This is a genomic window from Azospira sp. MPR-LB4, from assembly GCF_058809525.1.
This window is the reverse complement of sequence record NZ_CM179521.1, coordinates 1,801,250-1,825,063: the sequence shown is the minus strand read 5'-3', so window position 1 is coordinate 1,825,063 and position 23,814 is coordinate 1,801,250. Positions and strand designations below refer to the sequence as shown.

Annotated in this window: 21 protein-coding genes; 18 read left to right on the top strand and 3 right to left on the bottom strand. The window is 67.9% G+C overall.

Going from position 1 to position 23,814, the window contains the following annotated elements:
• Positions 1-3: 3 nt before the first annotated feature.
• The 3 genes from AC3QLZ_RS08490 to AC3QLZ_RS08480 all read left to right on the top strand — a co-directional run bounded on the left by AC3QLZ_RS08490 (position 4) and on the right by AC3QLZ_RS08480 (position 3,688).
• Positions 4-1,935, top strand: a complete 1,932-nt coding sequence (locus tag AC3QLZ_RS08490; protein ID WP_043798610.1) for a 3-hydroxyacyl-CoA dehydrogenase NAD-binding domain-containing protein — start codon at positions 4-6, stop codon at positions 1,933-1,935.
• Positions 1,928-2,326 carry an acyl-CoA thioesterase gene (locus tag AC3QLZ_RS08485; protein ID WP_014235442.1) on the top strand — a complete coding sequence of 133 codons (399 nt, stop codon included), beginning with the start codon at positions 1,928-1,930 and terminating at the stop codon, positions 2,324-2,326. Before AC3QLZ_RS08490 ends, AC3QLZ_RS08485 begins: the two co-directional genes overlap by 8 nt.
• A gap of 63 nt (positions 2,327-2,389) precedes the next feature.
• On the top strand, positions 2,390-3,688 hold the full coding sequence (locus tag AC3QLZ_RS08480; RefSeq protein WP_014235441.1) for an OmpP1/FadL family transporter: 1,299 nt from the start codon (positions 2,390-2,392) through the stop codon (positions 3,686-3,688).
• Between the two features lie 161 nt (positions 3,689-3,849).
• On the opposite strand, the gene AC3QLZ_RS08475 is transcribed toward AC3QLZ_RS08480, so the two are convergent.
• A complete protein-coding gene (locus tag AC3QLZ_RS08475; RefSeq protein ID WP_014235440.1) occupies positions 3,850-4,857 on the bottom strand; it encodes an AraC family transcriptional regulator in 1,008 nt (335 codons plus the stop codon).
• 261 nt (positions 4,858-5,118) lie between these two features.
• Between AC3QLZ_RS08475 and AC3QLZ_RS08470 the strand changes: the two genes are divergently transcribed.
• From AC3QLZ_RS08470 to AC3QLZ_RS08445, 6 genes are all read left to right on the top strand, one after another.
• Entirely contained in the window at positions 5,119-6,762 is a 1,644-nt protein-coding gene (locus AC3QLZ_RS08470) for a fatty acid--CoA ligase (protein ID WP_014235439.1), read from the top strand.
• A 16-nt stretch (positions 6,763-6,778) separates the two neighbouring features.
• Positions 6,779-9,166, top strand: a complete 2,388-nt coding sequence (locus tag AC3QLZ_RS08465) for a 3-hydroxyacyl-CoA dehydrogenase/enoyl-CoA hydratase family protein (RefSeq protein WP_014235438.1) — start codon at positions 6,779-6,781, stop codon at positions 9,164-9,166.
• 17 nt (positions 9,167-9,183) lie between these two features.
• Entirely contained in the window at positions 9,184-10,383 is a 1,200-nt protein-coding gene (locus AC3QLZ_RS08460; RefSeq protein WP_014235437.1) for an acetyl-CoA C-acyltransferase, read from the top strand.
• 170 nt (positions 10,384-10,553) lie between these two features.
• Positions 10,554-11,057, top strand: coding sequence for a DUF4442 domain-containing protein (locus AC3QLZ_RS08455; RefSeq protein WP_014235436.1), 504 nt, complete (start codon positions 10,554-10,556; stop codon positions 11,055-11,057).
• A gap of 92 nt (positions 11,058-11,149) precedes the next feature.
• Positions 11,150-11,704: a DUF2802 domain-containing protein gene (locus tag AC3QLZ_RS08450; protein WP_014235435.1), complete on the top strand. Its 555-nt coding sequence runs from the start codon at positions 11,150-11,152 to the stop codon at positions 11,702-11,704.
• 41 nt (positions 11,705-11,745) lie between these two features.
• Positions 11,746-12,591, top strand: a complete 846-nt coding sequence (locus tag AC3QLZ_RS08445) for an SPOR domain-containing protein (protein WP_014235434.1) — start codon at positions 11,746-11,748, stop codon at positions 12,589-12,591.
• Between the two features lie 210 nt (positions 12,592-12,801).
• Here AC3QLZ_RS08445 and AC3QLZ_RS08440 read toward each other — a convergent pair whose 3' ends face one another.
• Positions 12,802-13,155 carry a tetratricopeptide repeat protein gene (locus AC3QLZ_RS08440; protein ID WP_014235433.1) on the bottom strand — a complete coding sequence of 118 codons (354 nt, stop codon included), beginning with the start codon at positions 13,153-13,155 and terminating at the stop codon, positions 12,802-12,804.
• 45 nt (positions 13,156-13,200) lie between these two features.
• On the opposite strand from AC3QLZ_RS08440, the gene AC3QLZ_RS08435 reads away from it, so the two are divergent.
• The 6 genes from AC3QLZ_RS08435 to AC3QLZ_RS08410 all read left to right on the top strand — a co-directional run bounded on the left by AC3QLZ_RS08435 (position 13,201) and on the right by AC3QLZ_RS08410 (position 20,709).
• Entirely contained in the window at positions 13,201-13,581 is a 381-nt protein-coding gene (locus tag AC3QLZ_RS08435; RefSeq protein WP_014235432.1) for a RidA family protein, read from the top strand.
• A gap of 14 nt (positions 13,582-13,595) precedes the next feature.
• Positions 13,596-15,671 carry an ATP-dependent DNA helicase RecG gene (gene recG, locus AC3QLZ_RS08430; protein WP_014235431.1) on the top strand — a complete coding sequence of 692 codons (2,076 nt, stop codon included), beginning with the start codon at positions 13,596-13,598 and terminating at the stop codon, positions 15,669-15,671.
• A 99-nt stretch (positions 15,672-15,770) separates the two neighbouring features.
• Positions 15,771-16,271: an acyl-CoA thioesterase gene (locus AC3QLZ_RS08425; RefSeq protein ID WP_014235430.1), complete on the top strand. Its 501-nt coding sequence runs from the start codon at positions 15,771-15,773 to the stop codon at positions 16,269-16,271.
• 29 nt (positions 16,272-16,300) lie between these two features.
• Positions 16,301-17,653 (top strand): DEAD/DEAH box helicase, encoded by a 1,353-nt coding sequence (locus AC3QLZ_RS08420; protein ID WP_238526321.1) that lies wholly within the window; start codon positions 16,301-16,303, stop codon positions 17,651-17,653.
• A 2-nt stretch (positions 17,654-17,655) separates the two neighbouring features.
• A complete protein-coding gene (locus AC3QLZ_RS08415; protein WP_014235428.1) occupies positions 17,656-18,981 on the top strand; it encodes an MFS transporter in 1,326 nt (441 codons plus the stop codon).
• A gap of 132 nt (positions 18,982-19,113) precedes the next feature.
• The gene (locus AC3QLZ_RS08410) at positions 19,114-20,709 is read left to right on the top strand and encodes a methyl-accepting chemotaxis protein (RefSeq protein ID WP_492783630.1); all 1,596 of its coding nucleotides are present in this window, start codon (positions 19,114-19,116) and stop codon (positions 20,707-20,709) included.
• A gap of 31 nt (positions 20,710-20,740) precedes the next feature.
• Here the strand turns inward: AC3QLZ_RS08410 and AC3QLZ_RS08405 are convergent, their stop codons facing one another.
• Positions 20,741-21,529: a sulfite exporter TauE/SafE family protein gene (locus AC3QLZ_RS08405; protein ID WP_014235426.1), complete on the bottom strand. Its 789-nt coding sequence runs from the start codon at positions 21,527-21,529 to the stop codon at positions 20,741-20,743.
• A 136-nt stretch (positions 21,530-21,665) separates the two neighbouring features.
• On the opposite strand from AC3QLZ_RS08405, the gene AC3QLZ_RS08400 reads away from it, so the two are divergent.
• The 3 genes from AC3QLZ_RS08400 to ubiA are packed head-to-tail and all read left to right on the top strand — an operon-like array spanning position 21,666 to position 23,809.
• Positions 21,666-22,559 (top strand): LysR family transcriptional regulator, encoded by an 894-nt coding sequence (locus AC3QLZ_RS08400; protein WP_014235425.1) that lies wholly within the window; start codon positions 21,666-21,668, stop codon positions 22,557-22,559.
• Between the two features lie 53 nt (positions 22,560-22,612).
• A complete protein-coding gene (locus AC3QLZ_RS08395) occupies positions 22,613-22,861 on the top strand; it encodes a hypothetical protein (RefSeq protein ID WP_014235424.1) in 249 nt (82 codons plus the stop codon).
• Between the two features lie 36 nt (positions 22,862-22,897).
• Positions 22,898-23,809, top strand: coding sequence for a 4-hydroxybenzoate octaprenyltransferase (gene ubiA, locus AC3QLZ_RS08390; RefSeq protein ID WP_014235423.1), 912 nt, complete (start codon positions 22,898-22,900; stop codon positions 23,807-23,809).
• Positions 23,810-23,814: the final 5 nt, after the last annotated feature.

The following is a 23,814-nucleotide window of genomic DNA, read 5'->3' as shown; positions in this document are numbered from 1 at the left end:
AACATGCATACCCAAACCTCCCTGACCCAACAGCACTGGCACCTCACCCGGGAGGCCGACGGCCTTGCCTGGCTGTCCCTGGACAAGGCCGGGGAGAGTGCCAACTCCCTGTCCAAGGCCGTCATGGCCGAGCTCTCCGGCGTGCTGGACGAGCTCGACCGCCAGCCGCCCAAGGCCCTCATCATCCGCTCCGCCAAGAGCGCCGGCTTCATTGCCGGGGCCGACATTTCCGAATTCGACCAGCTGGATTCGCCGGAGGCCGCCAAGGCCATGGTGGCCCGGGGCTGGGAGCTGTTCAACCGCCTCGCCGCCGTACCCTATCCGACCCTGGCCCTGGTGCGGGGCCACTGCCTGGGCGGTGGCCTGGAACTGGCCCTGGCCTGCCGCACCCTTTTGGTGGTGGACGAGCCGGGCACCAAGCTGGGCCTGCCCGAAGTCATGCTCGGCATCTTCCCCGGCTGGGGCGGCATGCTGCGCCTGCCCCGGCGGGTCGGTCCCGCCGTGGCCCTGGACCTGATGCTGGCCGGCAAGACCGTGGATGCGAAAAAGGCCAAGCGCCTGGGCCTGGCCGACGAGTGCGTGCCGCCTCGGGTGATGGAATCCGCTGCCCGCCAGCTGGCCCTCAACCCGCCGTCCCGCAAGCCCCTGCCGTTGCTGCAGCGCCTCTTCCTGGGCCCCCTGCGCGGCGTGGTGGCGGGCCAGGCGCGCAAGCAAGTGGCCAAGCGAGCCCGTCCCGAACACTATCCGGCGCCCTACGCCATCATCGACCTGTGGGCCAAGTACGACGGCAACGCCCTGGCGGCGCCGGAGATCACCGATCGCATCGTCCGTTCCGCCACCGCCCGCAACCTGGTGCGGGTATTCCACCTGCAGGAGCGGCTGAAGGCTTTCGGCAAGGATTCCGCTTTCGTCGCCAAACGGGTGCACGTGGTGGGGGCCGGCGTCATGGGGGGCGACATCGCCGCCTGGTGCGCCGGCCGCGGCCTCACCGTGACCCTGCAGGACCAGAACGTGGAGCGCATCGCTCCGGCCATCAAGCGGGCCCACGCCGGCTTTGCCCGGCGCATCAGGGACAAGCTGCAGCTGCGCGCCGTCATGGACCGGCTCATCCCCGATCCGGAAGGCCATGGTGCCGCCCACGCCGACGTGGTCATCGAGGCCATCTTCGAGAACCTGGAAGCAAAGCACAGCCTGCTCAAGGGCCTGGAGGCCCGGATGAAGCCCGATGCCGTGCTGGCCACCAACACCTCCAGCCTGAAGCTGGAGGACATCCGTACCGTCCTGCAGCGGCCGGAACGTCTGGTGGGCATCCACTTCTTCAACCCGGTGGCGAAGATGCCCCTGGTGGAAGTGGTGACGGCCGCGGGTGGCGATGCGGAAGTGACGCGCCAGGCCTGCGCCTTCGTGCGCGGCATCGACAAGCTGCCCCTGCCGGTGCAGAGCGCCCCTGGTTTCCTGGTCAATGCCGTGCTCGGCCCCTACCTGCTGGAAGCCATGCGCTGCGTGGACGAGGGCATCGCCCCGGAGACGGTGGATGAAGCGGCCCTGGCCTTCGGCATGCCCATGGGCCCCATCGAGCTGGCCGACACCGTCGGCCTGGACATTGCCATGGCGGCCGGCAAGGCCCTGGCCGGCAACGGCACGGAGCCGCCCAAGTGCCTGGTGCAGCGCTTCGAGCGCGGCGATCTGGGGCGCAAGAGCGGCAAGGGTTTCTACGCCTATCCGGCCGGCAAGATCCAGAAGGGGGCAGCGGGCGCAGTGCCGGCCGGTCTGGCCGAACGGCTGGTGCAGCCCCTGCTGCAGCGGACGCAACAATTGGTCGATGCAGGTGTCGTAGCGGATGCCGAGCTGGCGGACGCCGGCGTAATATTCGGCACCGGTTTCGCCCCCTTCACGGGCGGACCGCTCAACTACGCTAGGAGCCGACATGCCTGAAATCCCCGTCCAACTGCCCGAAAAGCAACCCACCCTGCGCCTGATGACCATGCCGTCGGACATGAATCCGAACGGCGACATCTTCGGCGGCTGGGTCATGTCCCAGGTGGACATTGCCGGCGGCGTCGCCGCCATGCGTCGGGCCCGCGGACGGGTGACCACGGTCGCCGTCAATGCCTTCCAGTTCAAGCAGCCCATTTCCATCGGCGATGTCGTCAGCTTCTACACCGACATCGTCAAGGTCGGCCGCACCTCCATCACCCTCAGTGTGGAAGTCTATGCCGAGCGCAATTATTTCAAGCCCATCACCGTCAAGGTGACGGAGGCCACCCTGACCTACGTGGCCATCGACGTCAGCGGCAACAAGCGGGAAGTGCCGCCCGAGGGCTGAGAGCAGGTGTTTTACCCGGGAGGTTCGCCTCCCAAACCACAATCATAAATAGGAGACAAAACGATGTTGAAGACTTCCATGAAGTTGTTGCCGTTGTTGGTCCTGGGGGCAGTTTCCGGTACCGCTTCCGCTGCCGGATTCCAGTTGCTGGAACAGAACGCCACCGGCCTCGGCAATGCCTACGCCGGTTCTGCCGTGACGTCAGAGAACGCCTCCGGCCAGTATTTCAATGCCGCCAACCTGGCGGATCTGGAGGGCCGTCAGTTTTCCGCCGGTGTGAACTACATCGAGCTGGAGTCCACCTTCAATAATTCCGCTTCCACCAATCCTGCCGGCCATCCCAACCTGGGCAAGAATGGCGTCAATGGAGGTGATGCGGCCTTCGTGCCCAACTTCTACCTGGCCCTGCCCCTGAGCAAGGACCTGACCTTCGGCTTCGGCCTGAATGCTCCCTTCGGCATGCGTACGGCCTGGAGCAAGGACTGGGTCGGCCAGTACTACGCCACCATCACCGACGTGAAGGCGATGAACTTCAACGCCAACCTGGCTTACAAGGTGAGCGACCAGTTATCCATCGGCGGCGGTATCAACTACCAGAAATTCGATGCCCAGATCGAGACGGCCCTCAACGGCGCTCCCTTCGCCGGTTCCCGCGACGCCAATTTTGCCGTAGCCGGTGACAGCTGGGCCTGGGGCTACAACCTGGGTGTGATCTTCAAGCCTTCCGCCGCGACCAAGGTCGGCGTCTCCTACCGCTCCGCCGTCAAGCATGAGCTGGAAGGCAAGTACAGTGTTTCCGGCTTCACCGGTCCCGGCGCCGGCGTGGCGCTGGCAACTTACGGTTTCACTGCCGCCACCGGCAATGGCAAGGTGAATATCAAGCTGCCCGACACCTTCATCATCAGTGCCACCCACCAGCTGAACAACAAGTGGGAGTTGCTGGGCGACATCAGCCGCACCAGCTGGTCCGATGTGCCGGAACTGCGCGTCCAGTTCTCCAACGGTTCCGCCGACAAGGTCAGCAAGTACGACTGGCGCGATACCTGGCGTGTGGCCATGGGCGCCAACTATCAGGTAACCGATGCCTGGAAGCTGCGTCTGGGCCTGGCTTTCGACCAGTCTCCGGTGAAGGAAGGCCTGCGTACTCCGCGCCTGCCCGACCAGGATCGGGTGTGGTACACCATCGGTGCCCAGTACAAGCTGAACAAGGGCAGCAATCTTGATGTCGGCTATGCCTACGTCAAGGCCAAGAGCGCCCATGCCAATGAGACCAGTGCTAGCCCCGCCGTCACCGGCCGTCTGGTCGGCGACTATGAGAGCTCCGTGCAGGTGCTGGGCGTCCAGTACTCCATGAACTTCTGAGCTATTTCGTCTCCCCGTGAAAACGCCCCGGCTTGCCGGGGCGTTTTTCTTTTGCGGCATAGCGACGCATGCCTCTTGACGGAAGCATGTCAAAGCCTATAATTCAAACGTTCGTTTGAATTATGTAGGCGAGGCCGATGCAGATCTTCCCCGTTCCCCTGTCAGCGCCGCAGCCGGTAGGCGCCCGGCGTGCTGCCTGTCCATTTGCGGAAGGCGCGGTGGAAGGTGGTCGGGTCGTCAAAGCCCACGGCGGTGCCGATCACGGCGATGGGCATGTCGGTCTGGGTCAGGCGCTGGATGGCCACGTCCCGGCGCAGTTCATCCTTGATGGCCTGGAAGGTGGTGCCTTCCGTCGCCAGGTGGCGGGTCAGGCTGCGCACCGACGTGTGCAGGCTGCGCGCCACCGTTTCGATGGAAAGGGAGTGTTCCAGTTGCTTTTCCAGGGTCTCCCGCACCTTCTGGCTGACCAGGCGCTCGGCAAAGGAAACGAAGAGCCAGCCGCCCGGCGCCTTGCTGAGGAAGGTGCCGAGGGAGTTCTTGTCCTGCCGGATCGGTGTGGCCAGGGCGCTGGCCTCGAAGTACAGGGCCGACTGCCCCTGGTCGAAATGCACCGGCCCCGGATAGAGAAAAACGTACTCCGAGGCATGGCGTGGTCGCGGATAGGCGCAGTCCACCCGGGCCAGGGTCATCTTGTGGCCGGTCAGCCAGGAGGCGACGCCGTGGATCAGCTTGAGCATGATCTCCTGGCCGAAGGTGTTTGCGGGCGCCGCCGGCGTCTGGGGGATGAGGGCGATGCGCACCAGGCCGCCCTGGCGCGAGAGGTCGATGGCGAAGTCGTCCAGCAGCAGATGGAAGAAGCGGGTGAAGCGGAACAGGGCAGTCTGCAGGTTGGCCGATTCGAGCAGGCTCAGGCAGAGGAACTTGAAGGCGCCGGCCCGCACCGGGCGGGAGAACATGCCGGGCAGTTCGTCGTCCAGCTCCCGCGCCAGCAGGCGGTAGAGGGTGGCGAACTGCTCCGTGGTGACGCGGGCGGTATCGGCTGCCAGCAAGGCCGGCGCGATGCCGGCCTGTTCCACCAGGGCCGTACGTCGAGGGGGCTCGATGGCGGTGCCGGCCAGCAGGTGGTGGACGAAGCTGATGGGGACGGTGCTCGATGACGGGGCGGCCATGGCTTGGGATTTCTTGTGCGCTGCGGCATGAGGAATGGCCGATTATGCAAGTAAATAGGCGCAACCGGCAATCCGGCGGAGCGGCGATTGTTCGTAGAATCGTCGCGGAAACAAAGACTCTGTCTTGTTTCAAGGAGTCCGCTGGGCATCGGGTCGTACCTGCCGGAAAGACACTCTTTCGGCGCGATAGGTCTATTGCCAGGGTCGCAGGCGCGGCCGCCGGCGGGCGATAAGCCAGAACAACGCCGGGAGACTTCCGCCATGTCCATGCAACCCATCCAGGTCACACCCTCCGCCTACACCTATCCCCTGCTGATCAAGCAGCTGCTGCATACTCCCCTGGCGACGGCGCCGCAGCAGGAAATCGTTTATGGGGACAAGGTGCGCCACACCTACCGGGACCTGGCCCTGCGCATCAACCGCCAGGGCCATGCCCTGAGCCGCCTGGGGGTCCAGGGCGGCGACACGGTGGCGGTCATGGATTGGGACAGTCACCGCTACCTGGAGTGCTTCTTCGGCGTGCCCATGCTGGGCGCCGTGCTGCAGACGGTGAATGTGCGCCTGTCGCCGGACCAGATTCTGTACACCCTGAACCATGCCCAGGCCAGCGTGCTGCTGGTGAACCGGGAATTCCTGCCGGTGCTGGCGCAAATCCGCGGCGAGCTGGCCACGGTGAAACGCTTCGTCTTGTTGGACGACGAAGGCGGCGACCTGCCGGAAGGCTTTGCCGGCGAGTACGAAGCCCTGTTGATCGACTGCCCGGACCACTACGACTTTCCCGATTTCGACGAAAATAGCCGGGCCACCACCTTCTACACCACCGGCACCACCGGCCTGCCCAAGGGCGTCTATTTCAGCCACCGTCAGCTGGTGCTGCACACCCTGGCCGTCTGCTCTGCCCTGGCCCTGGCGCCGCAACAGGGGGGATTCCACCGGGACGACATCTACATGCCCCTGACCCCCATGTTCCATGTGCACGCCTGGGGCATGCCCTACATCGCCACCCTGGCGGGGGTGAAGCAGGTCTATCCGGGGCGCTATCAGCCCGAGGCCATCCTCAAGCTGATCGAGAAGGAGCAGGTCACCTTCTCCCACTGCGTCCCCACCATCCTGCACATGCTGCTGCTGACGCCCTATGGCAAGCAGGTGGACCTTTCTAGGTGGAAGGTCATCATCGGCGGCTCCGCCCTCACCACGGGTCTGGCCAAGGCGGCCCTGGAGCGGGGCATCGATGTGTTCACCGGCTACGGCATGTCCGAGACCTGTCCCATCCTGACCCTGGCCCAGATGGAAGATCCGGCGCTGCTGGCCGATGCCGATGCCAACGTGGCGGTACGGGTCAAGACCGGCCGGCCCGTGCCCCTGGTGGCCCTGCGCACCGTGGATGCCCAGATGGGCGACTGCCCGCGGGATGGCAAGAGTGCCGGCGAGGTGGTGGTGCGCGCCCCCTGGCTGACCCAGGGCTACCTCTACAACCCGGAGGCCTCCGAGCATCTGTGGGACGGTGGCTGGCTGCACACCCAGGACATCGGCCACATCGACCCCCAGGGCTACCTGCAGGTCACCGACCGCATCAAGGACGTGATCAAGACCGGCGGCGAGTGGGTCTCCTCCCTCGAGCTGGAGGACCTCATCGGCCGCCACCCGGGGGTCAGCGAAGTGGCCGTCATCGGCGTGCCCGACGAGAAGTGGGGTGAACGCCCCCTGGCCCTGGTGGTGCTCAAGCCCGAATTCGCCGACCAGGTGTCGGCCGCAGATATCCAAGCCCATGTGAAGGTCTTTGCCGACCAGGGCCATATTTCCAAGTACGGTGTACCGGAAAACGTCAGATTCCTCGCGAGTCTGGCTCGAACCAGCGTTGGCAAGCTGAACAAGCGCGCCATGCGGGAACAACTAGTGAAGTGAAGGAGACAAGAAGACCATGAGTGAGAACAGCAAACTGATCGTCCGCCGGGCTGCCGTGCTCGGCGCCGGCGTGATGGGGGCCCAGATCGCCGCCCATCTCGCCAACGCCGATGTGCCGGTGGTGCTTTTCGACCTGGCGGCCAAGGAGGGCGACCCCAACGGCATCGTCAAGAAGGCCCTGGACGGCTTGAAGAAGCTGGACCCGGCCCCCCTGGCGAGCAAGGAGCGCCTGGCCCACATTGATGCCGCGAACTACGAGCAGCACCTGGCCCTGCTGGGCGAGTGCGACCTGGTGATCGAGGCCATCGCCGAGAAGATGGAGTGGAAGGAGGACCTCTACCGCAAGATCGCGCCCCACCTGAAGGCCGGCGCCATCGTCGCCTCCAACACCTCGGGCCTGTCCATCAACAAGCTGTCCTCCACCGTGCCGGCGGAGAAGCGGGCCAACTTCTGCGGCATCCACTTCTTCAATCCGCCGCGCTACATGCCCCTGGTGGAAATCATCGCCACCACCGACTCCGATCCGGCCATGCTGGACCGCCTGGAAACCTGGCTGGTCTCCCGCCTCGGCAAGAGCGTGGTGCGGGCCAAGGACACCCCCAACTTCGTCGCCAACCGGGTCGGCGTTTTCTCCATCCTGGCGGTGATGCACCACACCCAGCGCCTGGAGATGGGCTTCGACGAGGTGGATGCCCTGACCGGCCCCAAGATCGGCCGTCCCAAGAGCGCCACCTACCGCACCGCCGACGTGGTGGGCCTGGACACCCTGGCCCACGTGGTCAAGACCATGCAGGACACCCTGCCCGGCGACCCCTGGCACAGCCACTTCCAGGCCCCGGCCTGGCTGGCCGCCCTGATCGAGAAGGGCGCCCTGGGCCAGAAGACCAAGTGCGGCATCTTCCGTAAGCAGGGCAAGGAAATCCAGGTGCTGGACCTGGCCAAGCAGGATTACCGTACCTCCGCCGGCGAGATTGCCCCGGAAGTGGCCGAGATCCTCAAGATCAAGAACCCGGCCGAAAAGTTCGCCGCCCTGCGCGCTTCTTCCCACAAGCAGGCCCAGTTCCTCTGGGCCATCTACCGGGACGTCTTCCACTACTGCGCCTTCCATCTGGAATCCATCGCCGACAACGCCCGGGATGTGGATTTCGCCATGCGCTGGGGCTTTGGCTGGGCCATGGGCCCCTTCGAGACCTGGCAGGCCGCCGGCTGGAAAGCCATTGCCGCCGCCGTGCAGGCCGACATCGATGCCGGCCTGGCCATGAGCACGGCGCCCCTGCCCGCCTGGGTCATGGCCCGGGACGGGGTGCATGAACCCGCCGGCTCCTGGTCCGCCGCCGAACAGGGCCTCAAGCCCCGGTCCGCCCTGCCGGTTTACGGTCGCCAGCTCTATCCCGAGACCGTGCTGGGCGAAGCCCCCGCCGCCAAGGGCGAGACCGTCTGGGAAAACGCCGGGGTGCGCCTGTGGACCCATGCCCAGGACCCGAAGATCGCCATTCTCTCCATCACCTCCAAGATGCACGCCATCGGCGACGAGGTGCTGGACGGCGTGCTCGAAGCAGTCAGCCGGGCCGAGCGGGACTTCGACGGCCTGGTCATCTGGCACGAAGCCCCCTTCGCCGTCGGCGCCAACCTGCAGCAGGTGGGCGAAGCCTGCGCCAAGGGTGAGTTCGACAAGCTGGAGGCCACCGTGGCCAAGTTCCAGCGTGCCTCCATGGCCTTCAAGCACGCCCAGGTGCCCACCGTGGCGGCTGTGCAGGGCATGGCCCTGGGCGGCGGCTGCGAGTTCGTCATGCATGCGGCCCACCGGGTCATGGCCCTGGAAAGCTACGTCGGTCTGGTGGAAGCGGGCGTCGGCCTGATTCCCGCCGGCGGCGGCTGCAAGGAATTCGCCATCCGCGCCGCCCAGTTCGGTGCCCGCCAGGCTGGCGGCGAGCTGTTCCCCTTCCTGCAGAACGTGTTCCAGACCATCGCCATGGCCAAGGTGGCCAAGAGCGCCCTGGAAGTGCAGGAGATGGGCTTCGGTAAGGAAGCTGACGACATCGTCTTCAATGCCCAGGAGCTACTGTTTGTTGCCATTGCCCGTGCCCGGGCCATGGCGGCTGCCGGCTACCGTCCGCCCCTGCGGGCCCGCAACATCCCGGTGGCCGGCCGTCCCGGCATTGCCACCCTGGAGATGATGCTGGTGAACATGAAGGAGGGCGGTTTCATTTCCGCCCACGATTACCGGGTGGCCCGCTCCGCTGCAATCGCCCTGTGCGGCGGCGACGTGGAGCAGGGCAGCCGGGTGGACGACGAATGGCTGCTCACCGTGGAGCGCCGCGAATTCGTCGAACTGCTGAAGACCCCGGAAACCCAGGCCCGCATCAAGCACATGCTTGAGACCGGCAAGCCCCTGCGCAATTAAGGGGAAGGAGACAAACAATGACCAAACAAATCCAAGACGCCTACATCGTCGCCGCCACCCGTCTGCCGGTGGCCAAGCGCAACGGCATGTTCAAGACCACCCGTCCCGACGACATGCTGGCCCACGCCCTCAAGTCCGTCATGGCCCAGGTGCCCCAGCTGGACCCGGCCCTGGTGGAAGACGTGATCGTCGGCTGCGCCATGCCGGAAGCCGAACAGGGCATGAACGTGGCCCGCATCGGCCTGCTCCTGGCCGGCTTGCCGGACACCGTGCCGGGCCTGACCATCAACCGCTTCTGCTCCTCCGGCGTGCAGGCCGTGGCCGATGCCGCCGCCCGTATCCGCCTGGGTGAAGCCGACGTGATGCTGGCCGCCGGCACCGAGACCATGAGCCTGATGTCCCAGATGATGGGCAACAAGGTTTCCCTCAACCCGGCCATCTTCGAGAAGGACGAGAACGTGGCCATCGCCTACGGCATGGGTCTCACCGCCGAGAAGGTGGCCCAGAAGTGGGGCATCAGCCGCGACGACCAGGATGCCTTCGCCGTGGCCTCCCACCAGAAGGCCGTGGCCGCCATCGCCGCCGGCAAGTTCAAGGACGAGATCAGCCCCTACACCGTGCGCGCCCACCTGCCGGACTTGAAGAGCGGCACTGTGCGCATCGTCGAGAAGGTCTGCGACACCGACGAAGGCCCCCGTCCCGATTCCAGCCTGCAGGGCCTGGCCAAGCTGAAGCCCGTGTTCAACGCCCGGGGCAGCGTCACCGCCGGCAACTCCTCCCAGATGTCCGACGGCGCCGGTGCCGTGCTGCTGGTTTCCGAGAAAATCCTCAAGCAGTTCAACCTGCAGCCCCTGGCCCGCTTTGCCGGCTTCTCCGTGGCCGGCGTGCCGCCGGAGATCATGGGCATCGGCCCCATCGCCGCCATTCCCAAGGTCCTGGCCCAGGCCGGCATCAAGCAGGACGACCTGGACTGGATCGAGCTGAATGAGGCCTTCGCCGCCCAGGCCCTGGCGGTGACCCGGGAACTGGGTCTGGACCCGGCCAAGATCAATCCCCAGGGCGGCGCCATCGCCCTCGGCCATCCCCTGGGCGCCACCGGCGCCATCCGCACCGCCACCCTGGTGCACGGCATGCGCCGGGAAAACAAGAAGTGGGGCATGGTCACCATGTGTATCGGCACCGGCATGGGTGCCGCGGGCCTGTTCGAGGCCCTGTAAGGCGCAGCGCGCCCCGGTCGGTGCCGTTCTCCTCCAGGGGCGGTGCCGGCCGGGGCATTTTTGCGTTTACCGACTTGTTGTAAGCTGCATCCCCGACAAAGGCCACGGGGCGGGCGCCGGCCGGCGCCGCACCCGTTACGCCAAGCCACTCCCCAAGGAGATTCCCGACCATGCTGCCCAAATGGTGGAAAAAGCTGCCCCCCGCCTGGCGCCCGGCCATCCTGCGCTGGGGTTTCAACTGGTTTCCCGCCTGGCGCGCCACCGGCGGCCGGGTCATCCACGTTTCCGCCGACCTGAAGCGCATCGTGGTCAAGCTGCCCCTCAACCGGGGCACCCGCAACGCCGTCGGCACCATTTTCGGCGGCGCCCTGTTCGCCACCACCGACGGCCTCCATCCCACCCTGCTGGCCCTGCAGCTGGGCCACGACTACATCATCTGGGACAAGGCCGGCGCCATCCGCTACCGCAAGCCGGGCCGGGCGCCCCTTTTCGCCGAATTCCATATCGACGATGCGGAGACCGAACTGGTGCGCGAGATCGTCGCCCGGGACGGGGAGTGCGAACGCACCTATACGGTGGAACTGAAGGACCGTCACGGGGTGGTGCACACCATCGTCGAGCGCACCGTGTACATCGCCGACAAGGCCTTCTACCGCAACAAGGTGGCGGCCTAGGCGGGGCCTGGAGCGGCCGCGTTAAGAGCCCGCGCCGGGACGAGCCCTCTGGCATAATACGGCCCCATGACTGACAAGGCGCGGCATACCCCATGAATCTCGACACCTGGCTGGCGGCTGCCGGCATGGGCTGGCGTGAAGCCGTGGTGGGCATCATTGCCCTCCTGGGGCTGTACATCCTGTTCGTGCTGCTGCGCCTGAAGCGCCTGGCCCGCCGCCGCCAGGAGGCCGCCGCGCCGGCGCCCAAGGCGCCGAGCCTGGGTGAGGTCGGGGACGATGGCGACGATGAGGCCGGCGACGAGCATCCGGACCCGGTCTACAGCCGCCCCGAAAAGCCCGCCTTCGCCTGGAACGAACCGCCGGCCAAGGACTTTGCCGAAGAGCAGTACTACAAGGCGGTCCAGCTCGAACTGGGCCAGCTGCGGGAGGAAGTGGCGGTGCTGCGCCACGAGTTCGCCACCCTGCGCGAAGAGATGCGCGGCCAGGTCGGTCAGATCAAGGCTTCCCAGAACATGTCGCCCCTCTACAGCGACGCCATGCAGATGGCCATGCTGGGGCACGACGCCGAAACTATTGCCGAGCGTTGCGGCATCGCCCGGGCCGAGGCCGACCTGGTGGTCGCCCTGGCCCGCAACCAGGGCGATTGAGACCGGGCGCCGCACACCGATAACCAGGGAAAGGGACCACCATGGCAGAAAAGAAACCGGCGGCCAAGGCGACCGGCGCCAAGACGGCCGCCAAGCGCAAGGAAGCGCCCGCCGTCGATCCCCAGGACGAGATCAAACAGCGCCTGGGGCGGCGCATGGCCTTCGCCGGCGTCATGATCGCCGTGCTGCTGGCCGCCCTGGCCCTGTTCGACCATCTCTCCAAGGCCCCGGAAGAAGAGGAAGTGGCCGTGGCGCCGGCGCCGGCACCGAAGGAAGTGGCCCAGCCGGTGAAGCCGGTGGAACCCGTGGCGCCGCCCGCCGAAGAAGCCAAGGCCGAGGAAAAGCCGGCCGAACCTGAACTGTCCGCCGCGCCGGTGACCAAGGGCCAGCCGGCCCCCGAGCTGCCGCCGCCGCCCCAGGTGGCCGCCAAACCGGCCCTGCAAACGACGCCCCATGCCGCCCAGCCCATCCGCGGCGCCACCTCCGGCCCGGTGAGCAACGGCCGCCAGCCGGCCCAGGGCCGTCAGGGCACCGTGGCCAGCGTCACGCCCGCGCCTGCCTCTGCGGCGCCGGCCGGCACCACGCCTGCCGCCCAGCCGGCCCCGGCGGCGGCACCGGCCAACGTGCAGCCGATGCCGGTACGGCCCCAGCCCCTGCCGCCCCGCCTGTTCTCCGGCTACGTGGTGCAGGCCGGCGTCTTCAGCAGCACCGAGCGGGCCGAGGAACTGCACGCCAAGCTGCAGCTGAACGGCATTCCCTCCAATATCGAATCCCGGGTGAACGTGGGGCCCTTCAAGTCCAAGGAAGAGGCCGACGCGGCCCGGGCCAAGCTCAAGGCCCTGGGCATCGACTCGGTGCTGGTGCCTCCCGCCGGCAACCGCCGCTAAGGGCGGGCGGCGGTCTCGGCGCCCACCTTGCCGGGCCGGCCGCTGCTGCCTGATACAAGTTGCAGCCGGCGCCCGTCGCGGTGCCGGCATTGCCTCAAGATTGAAAACGACCTGCCGGGAGAGGCAGGCGGGATGCGCCTCCTGGCCATGCCATGGCCGGGAGCGGCGTCCTTGCTGCCTTCCAGGTCGGATGCAGCAGCAGGCTTCGCCTCAGGTCTGATCCGGGCCGGCGTCGGGCGACTGCAGCAGCTTTTCCAGGCGGCGGGCGAAGACCGTCATTTCCTTGGCCGCCTGCACGTCCCCCCGCCCCTCCGCCACCGTAATGCCCTGCCGGTAGGCGGCCAGGGCCTCCGCCGGCCGGCCGCCCTCGGCCAGGGCCTTGCCCAGCAGCTTCCAGGCGGCCGAATACTTGGGGTCCTTGTCCACCGCTTCCCGGAAGCGGGCCGCGGCCTGCTCCCACTGTTCGGCCTTGAGCCACTCGTTGCCCAGGGAATAGCGCAGCAGGGCCCCGTCCCGGGGACCGTCCAGCAGCTTTTCCAGATTGGCGATGATCGCTGTCGTCATTTACCATTTCCTTTTTTCCAAGGCTTCATTCTAAAGGACAGCAAAATGGCCAAAACGATCATCGCCACCGACAAGGCTCCCGCCGCCATCGGCACCTACTCCCAGGCAGTGAAGGCTGGCGACACCGTTTACCTCTCCGGCCAGATCGGCCTGGACCCGGCTTCCATGCAGATGGTGGAAGGCATCGACGCCCAGATCGTGCGCGTCTTCGACAACCTCAAGGCCGTGGCCGAGGCCGCCGGCGGCTCCCTGGCCGACACCGTCAAGCTCAATGTGTACCTCACCGATCTGGGTAATTTCGCCAAGGTGAACGAGGTCATGGCCCGTTACTTCAGCCAGCCCTATCCCGCCCGGGCCGCCGTCGGCGTTGCCTCCCTGCCCCGGGGCGCCCTGGTGGAAGCCGACGCCGTGCTGGTGCTCGGCTAAAGCGCAGAACCGTCTTGGCGGAAAAGAAGGCCGGGCCGGCCAAGGCCGCCAAGGCGCCAGCCAAGGGGGCCAGCGCCCTGCAGCAGAAGCTGGGCAAGCTGGGGCTGCACTCGCGCAACGATCTGCTGCTGCATTTCCCCTTGCGCTACGAGAACGAGACAGCGGTGGTGCCGGTCAATGAGGCGCCCTGGGACGAGCCGGTGCAGGTGGAGGTGCGGGTCACCGACGTCTCCATCCAGTTCCGCCCCCGTCGCCAGCTGGTGGCCCGCTGCGAGGACGACTCGGGGGAACTGTGGCTGCGCTTCCTCAATTTCTACGGCAGCCAGGTCAAGCAGCTGGAAACGGCCCGGGACGAGGGCCGCAAGCTGCGGGTCTTCGGCGAGATCCGGGGCGGCTTCTTCGGCAGCGAGATGGTCCATCCCCGCTACAAGCCGGTGGAGGAGGGGAGTGCCCTGCCCCAGTCCCTGACGCCGGTCTATCCCACCACCGCCGGCCTGGCCCAGTCCGCCCTGCGCAAGCTTATCGGCAAGGCCCTGGCCGAGTCCGACCTGGCCGACACCCTGGACCAGGCGCAGTTGCGGGCCCTGGCCCTGGAACCCTTCGCCGCCAGCGCCCGCCTGCTGCACGCGCCGCCCCCCGGGGTCGATGAATTCGCCCTGCAGAACCACCGCCATCCGGCCTGGCGTCGCATCAAGTTCGACGAACTGCTGGCCCAGCAGTTGTCCCTGCGCCGGGCCTACCTGGCGCGGCGGGAAAAGGGGGCGCCGCGGCTGGATGCCCCCGGCGCCCTGGCGCGGCAGCTGCTGGGCCAGCTTTCCTTCCAGCTCACCGGGGCCCAGCAACGGGTGTGGCAGGAGATCGCCCGGGACCTGGCCGAGGCCCATCCCATGCAGCGCCTGCTGCAGGGGGACGTGGGCAGCGGCAAGACCATCGTCGCCGCCCTGGCGGCCTGCCAGGCCATCGAGTGCGGCTGGCAGGCGGCTTTCATGGCGCCCACGGAAATCCTCGCCGAGCAGCATTACAAGAAGCTCTCGGCCTGGCTGGAGCCCCTCGGCATTACCGTCGCCTGGCTCTCCGGCAGCCTCAAGTCGGCCAAGAAAAAGGCCGCCCAGCAGGAGGCCGCCGCCGGCGCCCAGCTGGTGGTGGGCACCCACGCCCTGATCCAGGCCGACGTCGATTTCCTGCGCCTGGGGCTGGCCATCGTGGACGAGCAGCACCGCTTCGGCGTGGCCCAGCGCCTGGAACTGCGCAAGAAGGGCAAGGCCGGCATCCCGCATCAGCTGATGATGTCCGCCACGCCCATCCCCCGCACCCTGGCCATGAGCTACTACGCCGACCTGGATGTCTCGGTGATCGACGAGCTGCCGCCGGGGCGCACCCCCATCCGCACCAAGCTGGTCTCCGACGCCCGTCGCGACGAGGTGGTGGGGGCGGTGCGCCACGCCGTGGAGAGCGGGCGCCAGGCCTACTGGGTCTGTCCCCTGATCGAGGAAAGCGAGAAGCTGGACCTGCAGGCCGCCATCGACACCCACGCCATCCTGGCCGAGGAGCTGGAAGGACTGTCGGTGGGCCTGGTGCACGGCCGTCTCAAGCCCGACGAGAAGGCCGCCACCATGGCCGCCTTCGCCGCCGGGGAGATCCAGGTGCTGGTGGCTACCACGGTGATCGAGGTGGGGGTGGACGTGCCCAACGCCAGCCTCATGGTGATCGAGCATGCGGAGCGCTTCGGCCTGGCCCAGCTGCACCAGCTGCGGGGCCGGGTGGGCCGGGGCGCCCACGAGTCGGCCTGCGTTCTGCTCTACGCCACACCCCTGTCCCAGACCGGGCGGGCTCGCCTGAAAATCATCTACGAGAACACCGACGGCTTCGAGATCGCTCGTCAGGACCTGCAGCTGCGCGGCCCCGGCGAGTTCGTCGGCGCCCGCCAGAGCGGCGTGCCCCTGCTGCGCTACGCCGACCTGGAAATGGACGCCGACCTGGTGGAACTGGCGCGGGACCTGGCCGAACGCCTGCTGCGGGACGATCCGCCCCGGGCCGAGCGCCATCTGCGGCGCTGGCTGGGCAGCCGGGAAGAGCTGCTCAAGGCCTGAGCCGGCGGCCTGCTGCGGCCCCGGGTACAATAGCGCCGCGGTGCCGCGCCAGCCTTCGTCCCGCTTCCCGCTTTCTCATTCTGCCTCGCGAGTTCTGCCATGAACCTGCCCAACCACCAATTGTCGATGACCGTGCTGATGACGCCGGACATGGCCAACTTCAGCGGCAAGGTACACGGCGGCGCCGTCCTCAAGCTGCTCGATCAGGTGGCCTACGCCTGTGCCAGCCGCTACGCCGGCGCCTATGTGGTGACCCTCTCGGTGGACCAGGTGATGTTCCGCCAGCCCATCCACGTCGGCGAGCTGGTGACCTTCCTGGCCAGCGTGAACCACACCGGCACCTCCTCCATGGAAGTGGGCATCAAGGTGGTGGCGGAGGATATTCGTTCCCAGGTGGTGCGCCACGCCAACAGCTGCTTCTTCACCATGGTGGCGGTGGACGACCAGGGCAAGCCGACCCCGGTGCCGTCCCTGGAACCCCAGACGCCGGACGAGCATCGTCGCTTCGAGGCCGCCTGCACTCGCCGCCAGCTGCGCCAGGAACTGGCCCGCCGCTTCGAGGCCACCCACGGTGCCCATGCCGGCCCCCTGGCCGACTGAGCCGCGCCGCTCCTTATTCTGCAATCCCTATGTCCAGCCAAACACCGCCCATGACCTTCGCCGATCTCGACCTCGTGCCGCCCTTGCTGGAAGCCCTCGATGTGCTCGGCTACCAGACCCCGACCCCGGTCCAGGAGAAAGCCATTCCCGCCGTCCTGGCCGGGGGCGACCTGATGGCTGCGGCCCAGACCGGCACCGGCAAGACCGCCAGCTTCGCCCTGCCCCTGTTGCAGCGGCTGGCCCACGATCCGGAGCCCACCGCCAGCAACAGCACCCGGGCCCTGATCCTGGTGCCGACCCGGGAGCTGGCCCAGCAGGTGTGCGACAGCTTCGTCGCCTACGGCCAGTTCCTGGTGCTGCGCAGCTATGCTGTCTATGGCGGGGTCAGCATCAATCCCCAGATGATGAAGCTGCGCAAGGGCGTGGACATCCTGGTGGCCACCCCGGGCCGCCTGCTGGACCTGCACCGGCAGAACGCGGTGCGTTTCGACCAGGTGCGCACCCTGGTGCTGGACGAGGCCGATCGCATGCTGGACCTGGGCTTCGCCCGGGAGCTGAATGCCCTCTTCGCCCTGCTGCCGAAGCAGCGCCAGACCCTGCTCTTCTCCGCCACCTTCTCCGACGCCATCCGCAGCATGGCCGACCAGCTGCTGAAAAAGCCCCTCTCCATCGAGACGGCCCGGCCCAACGCCACCGCCCGGGGCATCAAGCAGTGGGTGGTGCCGGTGGACAAGAAGCGCAAGAGCGCTCTGTTCTGCCATCTCTACAAGCACAAGAAGTGGGACCAGGTGCTGGTCTTCGTCAAGACGCGCAAGGGCGTCGATGAACTGGTGGAGACCCTCACGGCCAAGGGCATCGCCGCCGAATCCATCCATGGCGATAAGCCCCAGCCGGCCCGCCTGCGCGCCCTGGAAAGCTTCAAGGCCGGCCAGGTGCGGGTGCTGGTGGCCACCGACGTGGCCTCCCGCGGCCTGGACATCGACGACCTGCCCCGGGTGGTCAACTTCGACCTGCCCATCGTCCCCGAAGACTACGTGCACCGCATCGGCCGCACCGCCCGGGCCGGCGCCAGCGGCGAGGCCGTGTCCCTGGTCTGCGCCGACGAGGTGAACCTGCTCGGCGCCATCGAGGTGCTGATCGGCCAGCCCCTTTCCCGCATCGAACAGCACGGCTTCGAGCCGGACCACCGGGTGCCCGAGACCGGCCCCGCCGGCCAGGTGATCAAGAAGCCGAAGAAACCGAAAATGCCCAAGCACCTGGACTACGGCATCGGCAGCGGGCCCAGCCGGGGCAAGGGCCCCGGCAGTGCCAAGGCCCCGGGCGGCCGGCGCGGGGCCGGGCGGCCGGGAGGCAAGGCCGCGCCCAAGGCCCGGGGCCGCTGAGCATGGCCGGCCAGTTCGGCCTGCTGCGGCAACGCCGCTTCCTGCCCTTCTTCGGTACCCAGTTCCTCGGAGCCTTCAACGACAACCTGTTCAAGAACGCCCTGGTGGTGCTGCTGACCTTCCAGGCCGCCAGTTGGACGGCCCTCGATCCGGGCCTCCTGGCCAACCTGGCGGCAGGCATCTTCATCCTGCCCTTTTTCCTCTTCTCCGCCAGCGCCGGCCAGCTGGCCGACAAGTACGACAAGGCGGCCCTGGCCCGCCTGGTGAAGCTGCTGGAAATCGCCATCATGGCGGTGGCCACCCTGGGCTTCGTCCTGCACAGCCTGCCCGTGTTGCTGGGGGCCCTGTTCCTGCTGGGCTGCCATTCCACCCTGTTCGGACCGGTGAAGTACGCCATCCTGCCCCAGCATCTCTATCCGGAGGAGCTGGTGGGCGGCAATGCCCTGGTGGAGGCGGCCACCTTCGTCGCCATCCTGCTCGGTACCCTGGCCGGCGGCATCCTGGCCGGGCTCGGCAACGCTCCCGGCTGGATCAGCCTGGGCGGCCTGGTGGTGGCCGTGGCCGGTTATCTGTGCAGCCGGGCCATTCCGTCGGCGCCGGCGCCGGTACCCGGGCTGCGGCTCAACCCCAATCCTTTCACGGAGACCTGGCGCAACATCGGCTTTGCCCGGCAGGATGGGCGGCTGTTCCTCGCCATCCTGGCCATCTCCTGGTTCTGGCTCTACGGCGCCCTGTTTTTGGCCCAGTTTCCGGCCTTCGCCAAGCAGGTGCTGGGGGGCGGCGAGTCCACCGTGACCCTGCTGCTGGCCACCTTCAGCGTCGGCATCGGCGTCGGCTCCCTGCTTTGTGAACGCCTCTCTGCCCGCCGCCTGGAGCTGGGCCTGGTGCCCCTGGGCGGACTGGGGCTGACCCTGTTCGGCGTAGCTGTTGCCCTGGTCTCCCCGGCGGGGCCGGCCGGTGCGCCCCTGGCCCTGGGCGCCCTGCTGGCCAGTGCCGGCCTGCTGCCGGTGATGTTGGCCCTGTTCGGTATCGGTGTCTTCGGCGGCCTCTTCATCGTGCCCCTCTACGCCCTGCTGCAGGTGCGAGGCGAACCGGCTTGCCGGGCCCGCATCATCGCCGTCAACAACATCCTCAATGCCCTGTTCATGGTGGTCGGCTCCCTCGCCGCCGGTGCCCTGCTGGGTGCCGGCCTCTCTATTCCCCGGTTGTTCCTGCTGGCGGCCCTGCTCAATGGCGTGGTCTGTATCTTCCTTTGCCTGCGGGCGCCTGATTTCCTGCTCGCCTGCCGTAACTGGCTGTGGCGGAAGCCTGGCAAACCCTCTGTCTGAGCATCCCGGGGTGCGCCGTACGGCATTCCCGTCGGGATGAGTGGCACTTGGTTAATCCAGGCGCTTGCCCCTATCATTCCGCTGGCAAGTTCTAATCTTCCAATACTCTAATAATCGAATGGAATATCTGGCATGGGATTGAAAGCGCGTATCGCACGGGCCATGGGGGTGGTGTTTGCCATTTTTTTGCTGTCCACCGGCTTCGGCCTCTACGGTCTGCACCAGACCAAGGAGACCTTCATCCGCCACGTGGAGGTGGACATGGCCCTGGAACGGGCCATCGTCGGCATGTATGCCCAGGGGCTGCAGAGCGGCCAGGCCCTGCGTAATGTGGTGCTGGACCCGGCCAACAAGACCGGCCACGGCAACCTGAAGAAGGCCCTGGAAGAGTTCGACGGCTACTATCAGAACGCCCGCGCCCTGGTGCCGGCGGAGGCGCCGGTGGCCAAGGTGCTGCAGGAAGTGGCGGCCCTGGCGGCGGAGCGGCGCAGCCTCATCGACAAGGTGGTGGAGACGGCGGTGGGCGGTGCCGGCAGCGAGGCGGTGGCCCTCATCAACAGCAGCGAGACGCCCCTCTGGCGCAAGATCCGCGGCCATCTGCTGGACCAGATGAAAGCCATGAAAACCCAGCTGGACGAGAGCAAGGAAGCCGGCATCGCCGAGATCGAGCGTACCGAGCGGCTGGTGATCGGCCTGGCCCTGGCCAGTATCGTCATCGCCATCGTCCTCCTGGCCCGGGTGCTGCAGGTGGTGGGGCGCCAGCTGGGCGGCGATCCTTCCGAGGTGATGCAGGTGGCCGAGCAGGTGGCTGCCGGCAACCTCACCCTGCACATCGCCAATCCCCAGGAGGGCAGCGTGATGGCCGCCATGGCTTCCATGCAGACCCGCCTGGCCGCCATGGTGGCCCAGATCCGGCAGAACGCCGATTCCCTCCTGGCCTCCGCCGAGACCCTGGCGCGCAGCTCCGAGGAAGTGGTGGGGCGCACCTCGGAACAGACCGAGGCGGTGTCCGCCGTGGCCGCGGCCATGGAAGAGATGACCGTGGGCATCTCCCAGGTGCGCGACCATTCCGCCGAGGCCCGCTCCTACGCCCAGGAATCGGGGCGCATGGCGCACCAGGGCAACGAAGTGGTGGGCAATGTGGTGCAAGGCATGGGACGGGTGGCCTCCTCCGTCACCGAGTCGGCCCAGGGCATCGCCACCCTGGAACACGAGTCGGAAAAGATCGCCGCCGTGGTCGGCGTGATCAAGGAAGTGGCGGACCAGACCAACCTGCTGGCCCTCAATGCCGCCATCGAGGCGGCCCGGGCCGGCGAACAGGGGCGCGGTTTCGCCGTGGTGGCCGACGAGGTGCGCAAGCTGGCCGAACGCACCGCCCAGTCCACCGTGGAAATCGGCGTCACCGTCGATGTGGTGCGCAACGGCATCCAGCAGGCGGTGGAGCACATGGAACGGGGCGTGACCCTGGTCCAGGGCGAATCGGGCAAGGTGGCCGAGGCTGGCAGCACCATTTCCGCCCTGCACGGCTATGCCGACAAGGTGGTCGGCGCCGTGCACGAAATCGGCGATGCCCTGCAGGAGCAGAGCGCCGCCAGCACCGAGATCGCCCGCCGCATCGAGCTCATCGCCCAGATCAGTTCCGCCGTCCAGGCCAGTGCCGGCGCCGTGGCCCAGCTGCAGCAGCTGGCCCGCAGCCTGAGCGACTCGGTGCACCACTTCCGTACCTGACGGAGGAGCGTTGGCCCGGGGGCTGCCGTTCCTAGCCCAGGGCGGCCCGGGCCAGCAGGCCCAGGCCGGCGGCCGCCAGGGTGCCGTTGAGCAGGCGCAGGAAGCGCTCCGGCGACAGCCGCAGATCCAGGTGGTGGCCCAGCCAGGTGCCGAGCAGCATGGGCGGCACCGCCAGCAGGGCCAGCAACAGCAGGCTCGGGTCCAGCAGCCCGGCCAGGGCGCACAGGATCACCCGCAGCCCGGTGCTGAGGGCCATCAGCACCGCCTGGGTGGCGCGGAAGACCTCCCGCTCCAGGGGCTGGCGGCTGAGATAGGCGGCGTAGAGAAAGCCGCCGCTGCCGAACAGTCCGCCGAAAATCCCCCCGATCACACCGCAGACCACGCCCCAGCGCAGCAGCAGCGCCGGCGGCCGGGGCTGCCACAAGCCCCACAGACCGTAGGCCAGGATGAAGAGTCCCAGGGCCGCCGCCAGCCAGTGGCCCGGCAGGCGCCCGAGGAGGGCGATGCCCAGGGCCTGGCCCAGGGCCATGGCCGGCGCCAGACGCAGCAGTTGGGCCCGGTCGATGTGGCGGCGCTGGCGCCAGCCCCGGCCGGCGGCCCCGGCGCAGTCGAGCAGGGCCAGCAGGGGAATGATGCGGGGCACCGGCATCACCGCCGCCAGGGGGCCGGAGGCCACCATGGCCGAGCCGAAGCCGACCAGAGTGAAGATGGCATAGGCCGCCACCAGGGCCAGGGCGGCGAAGGCGAGGGCGGCGGGGGCGGGCAGCTGGTCCGTCAGGGCGCCGTGGAGGGCGGCCGGCAGCAGGGTGTCGAAGGGCATGGCATGGAATCCTTGTCTGGCGGGCTCCCGGCGGCGGCTGGCCGCGAAACAGGGCGGGCCCGGATGGCTTGCATGATGGTCGGCGTCTGGCTATAACGCCAATATCAAATGTGTCAGCCATCCATGCCGATTCGTTATGCCTAGCCTGCGCCAGATCCGCTACTTTCTCAGCGTCGCCGACCTGGGGGGCTTCACCCCGGCCGCCGCCGCCCTGCACGTGGCCCAGCCGGCCCTGAGCCGCCAGATCGCCCAGCTGGAGGAGGAACTGGGCTTCGCCCTGCTGCGCCGGGAGCCCCGGGGCGTCAGCCTGACCGAGGCCGGCGCCCTCTTTCGCCAGCGGGTGGGCGGCCTGGAGGAGGAACTGCGCAGCGCTGCCGAGGATGCCCGCCGCCTGCACCGGGGCGAGGGCGGCGTGTTGCGCCTGCTGCACTCCAGCTCCACGCCCCTGGCCGGCCCCCTGCTGGCGGCCCTGCAGGACTTCACCCGGGACCAGCCCCGGGTGCGGGTGGATGTGGACCGGCTCTCCTCCGAGCAGCAGCAGGAGGCGGTGGCCCAGGGCCGGGCCGATCTGGGCCTGGCCCGCCTGCCCCTGCTGCGCCAGGAGGGCGGTATCGAAATCAGGCCCCTGCCTGAAGAGCGGCTATGGGCGGCCCTGCCGGCCGGCCATGCCCTGGCAGGCGCGTCCGTGCTGGCTCTTGGCGACCTGGCCGACGAATGCTTCGTCTTCGCCGTGCACCGGGAACGGGGCGGCCTGGCGCGGCGGGTCCCCGACCTCTGCCTGGCCCGGGGCTTTACGCCCCGCCTGGCGCCGGTGACTTCGCGCAAGACGGCCATGCTCAACCTGGTGGCGGCCGGCTTCGGCATCGCCGTGGTGCCCGCCGCCATGGCCTCCCTGGCCACTCCCGGGGTCCACTTCGTGCCCCTGGCCGATGCCGACGCCCTGGCCCGGGCCGCCCTGCTGCTGCCGCTCCGGCCCTCGGCCCTGGCCGCCGCCTTCGCCGACGCGCTGCAGCGCCGCTGGTCCGCCTAGGGGCAGGCGGGGGGCGGATGTTAGGATGCGGCTTTTGCCGAGGGAGGACTGCCGTGTCCCTGTTGCTGCGATTCGTGGGTTTGGCCATTGGTGGCTTTTTGCTGGTGGGCGGCCTGGCCAGCCTGGTGCTGGGCGTCCTGGCCCTGGGCGAGCATCCCCAGAAGGGCTTCCAGGTAACCATCTTCTCCCTGGTCATCACCGGCATCGGCCTCTGGGTCTTCTGGGAAATCCTCGGCCGCAAGTGGCTGGCCCGCCGGCGCGGCGAGGTGGAGCCGCACGTCGCTCCCGGAGCGATGGACTAAAATCCCGTTCTTGCGGACTGCGATTTCCTGCCGACCATGACCACTTCCCAAGCCCCGCTTTCCCTGCGCCACCGTCTCGACCAATACGAAAAGCTGATGCGGCTGGACAAGCCCATCGGCACCCTGCTGCTGCTGTGGCCGACCCTCTGGGCCCTGTGGCTTTCCGCCGTGGGCCAGCCCCAGTGGTGGGTGGTGTGGATCTTTGCCCTGGGCACCCTGCTGATGCGCTCCGCCGGCTGTGTCATCAACGACTACGCCGACCGGGATTTCGATCCCCACGTGGCCCGCACCAAGAGCCGCCCCCTGGCGGCCCGGACAGTATCGCCGCGGGAGGCCCTGGGCCTTTTCGCCGTCCTGGTGCTGCTCTCCTTCCTGCTGCTGCTGCCCCTGCTGACGCCCCTGGTGTTCGCCCTGGCGGCTGTGGCGGTGTTCCTCGCCGCCAGCTACCCCTTCACCAAACGCTTCTTCGCCATTCCCCAGGCCTACCTGGGCATCGCCTTCGGCTTCGGCATCCCCATGAGCTACGCCGCCCAGCTCGGCGTGGTGCCGGCGGAAGCCTGGTGGCTGCTGCTGGCCAACGTCTTCTGGGCCGTCGCCTACGACACCGAGTACGCCATGGTGGACCGGCCCGACGACCTGAAGATCGGCATCAAGACCTCCGCCATCACCTTCGGCCGCTTCGACGTGGCGGCGGTGATGTTCTGCTACGGCGCCACCTTCGCCCTCATCGCCTGGGTCGGCTACGGCCTGCAGCGGGGCTGGGCCTTCTACGCCGGCCTGCTGGGGGCGGTGGCCCTGGCCATTTACCACTACACCCTGATCCGCACCCGGGAGGGCGGCCCCTGCTTCAAGGCCTTCCTGCACAACAACTGGGTCGGTGCCAGCATTTTCGCCGGCATCGCCGTGGACTTCTGGCTTCACCCCTTCGGCGTGCTGCCCCTGAAATAGGCTTC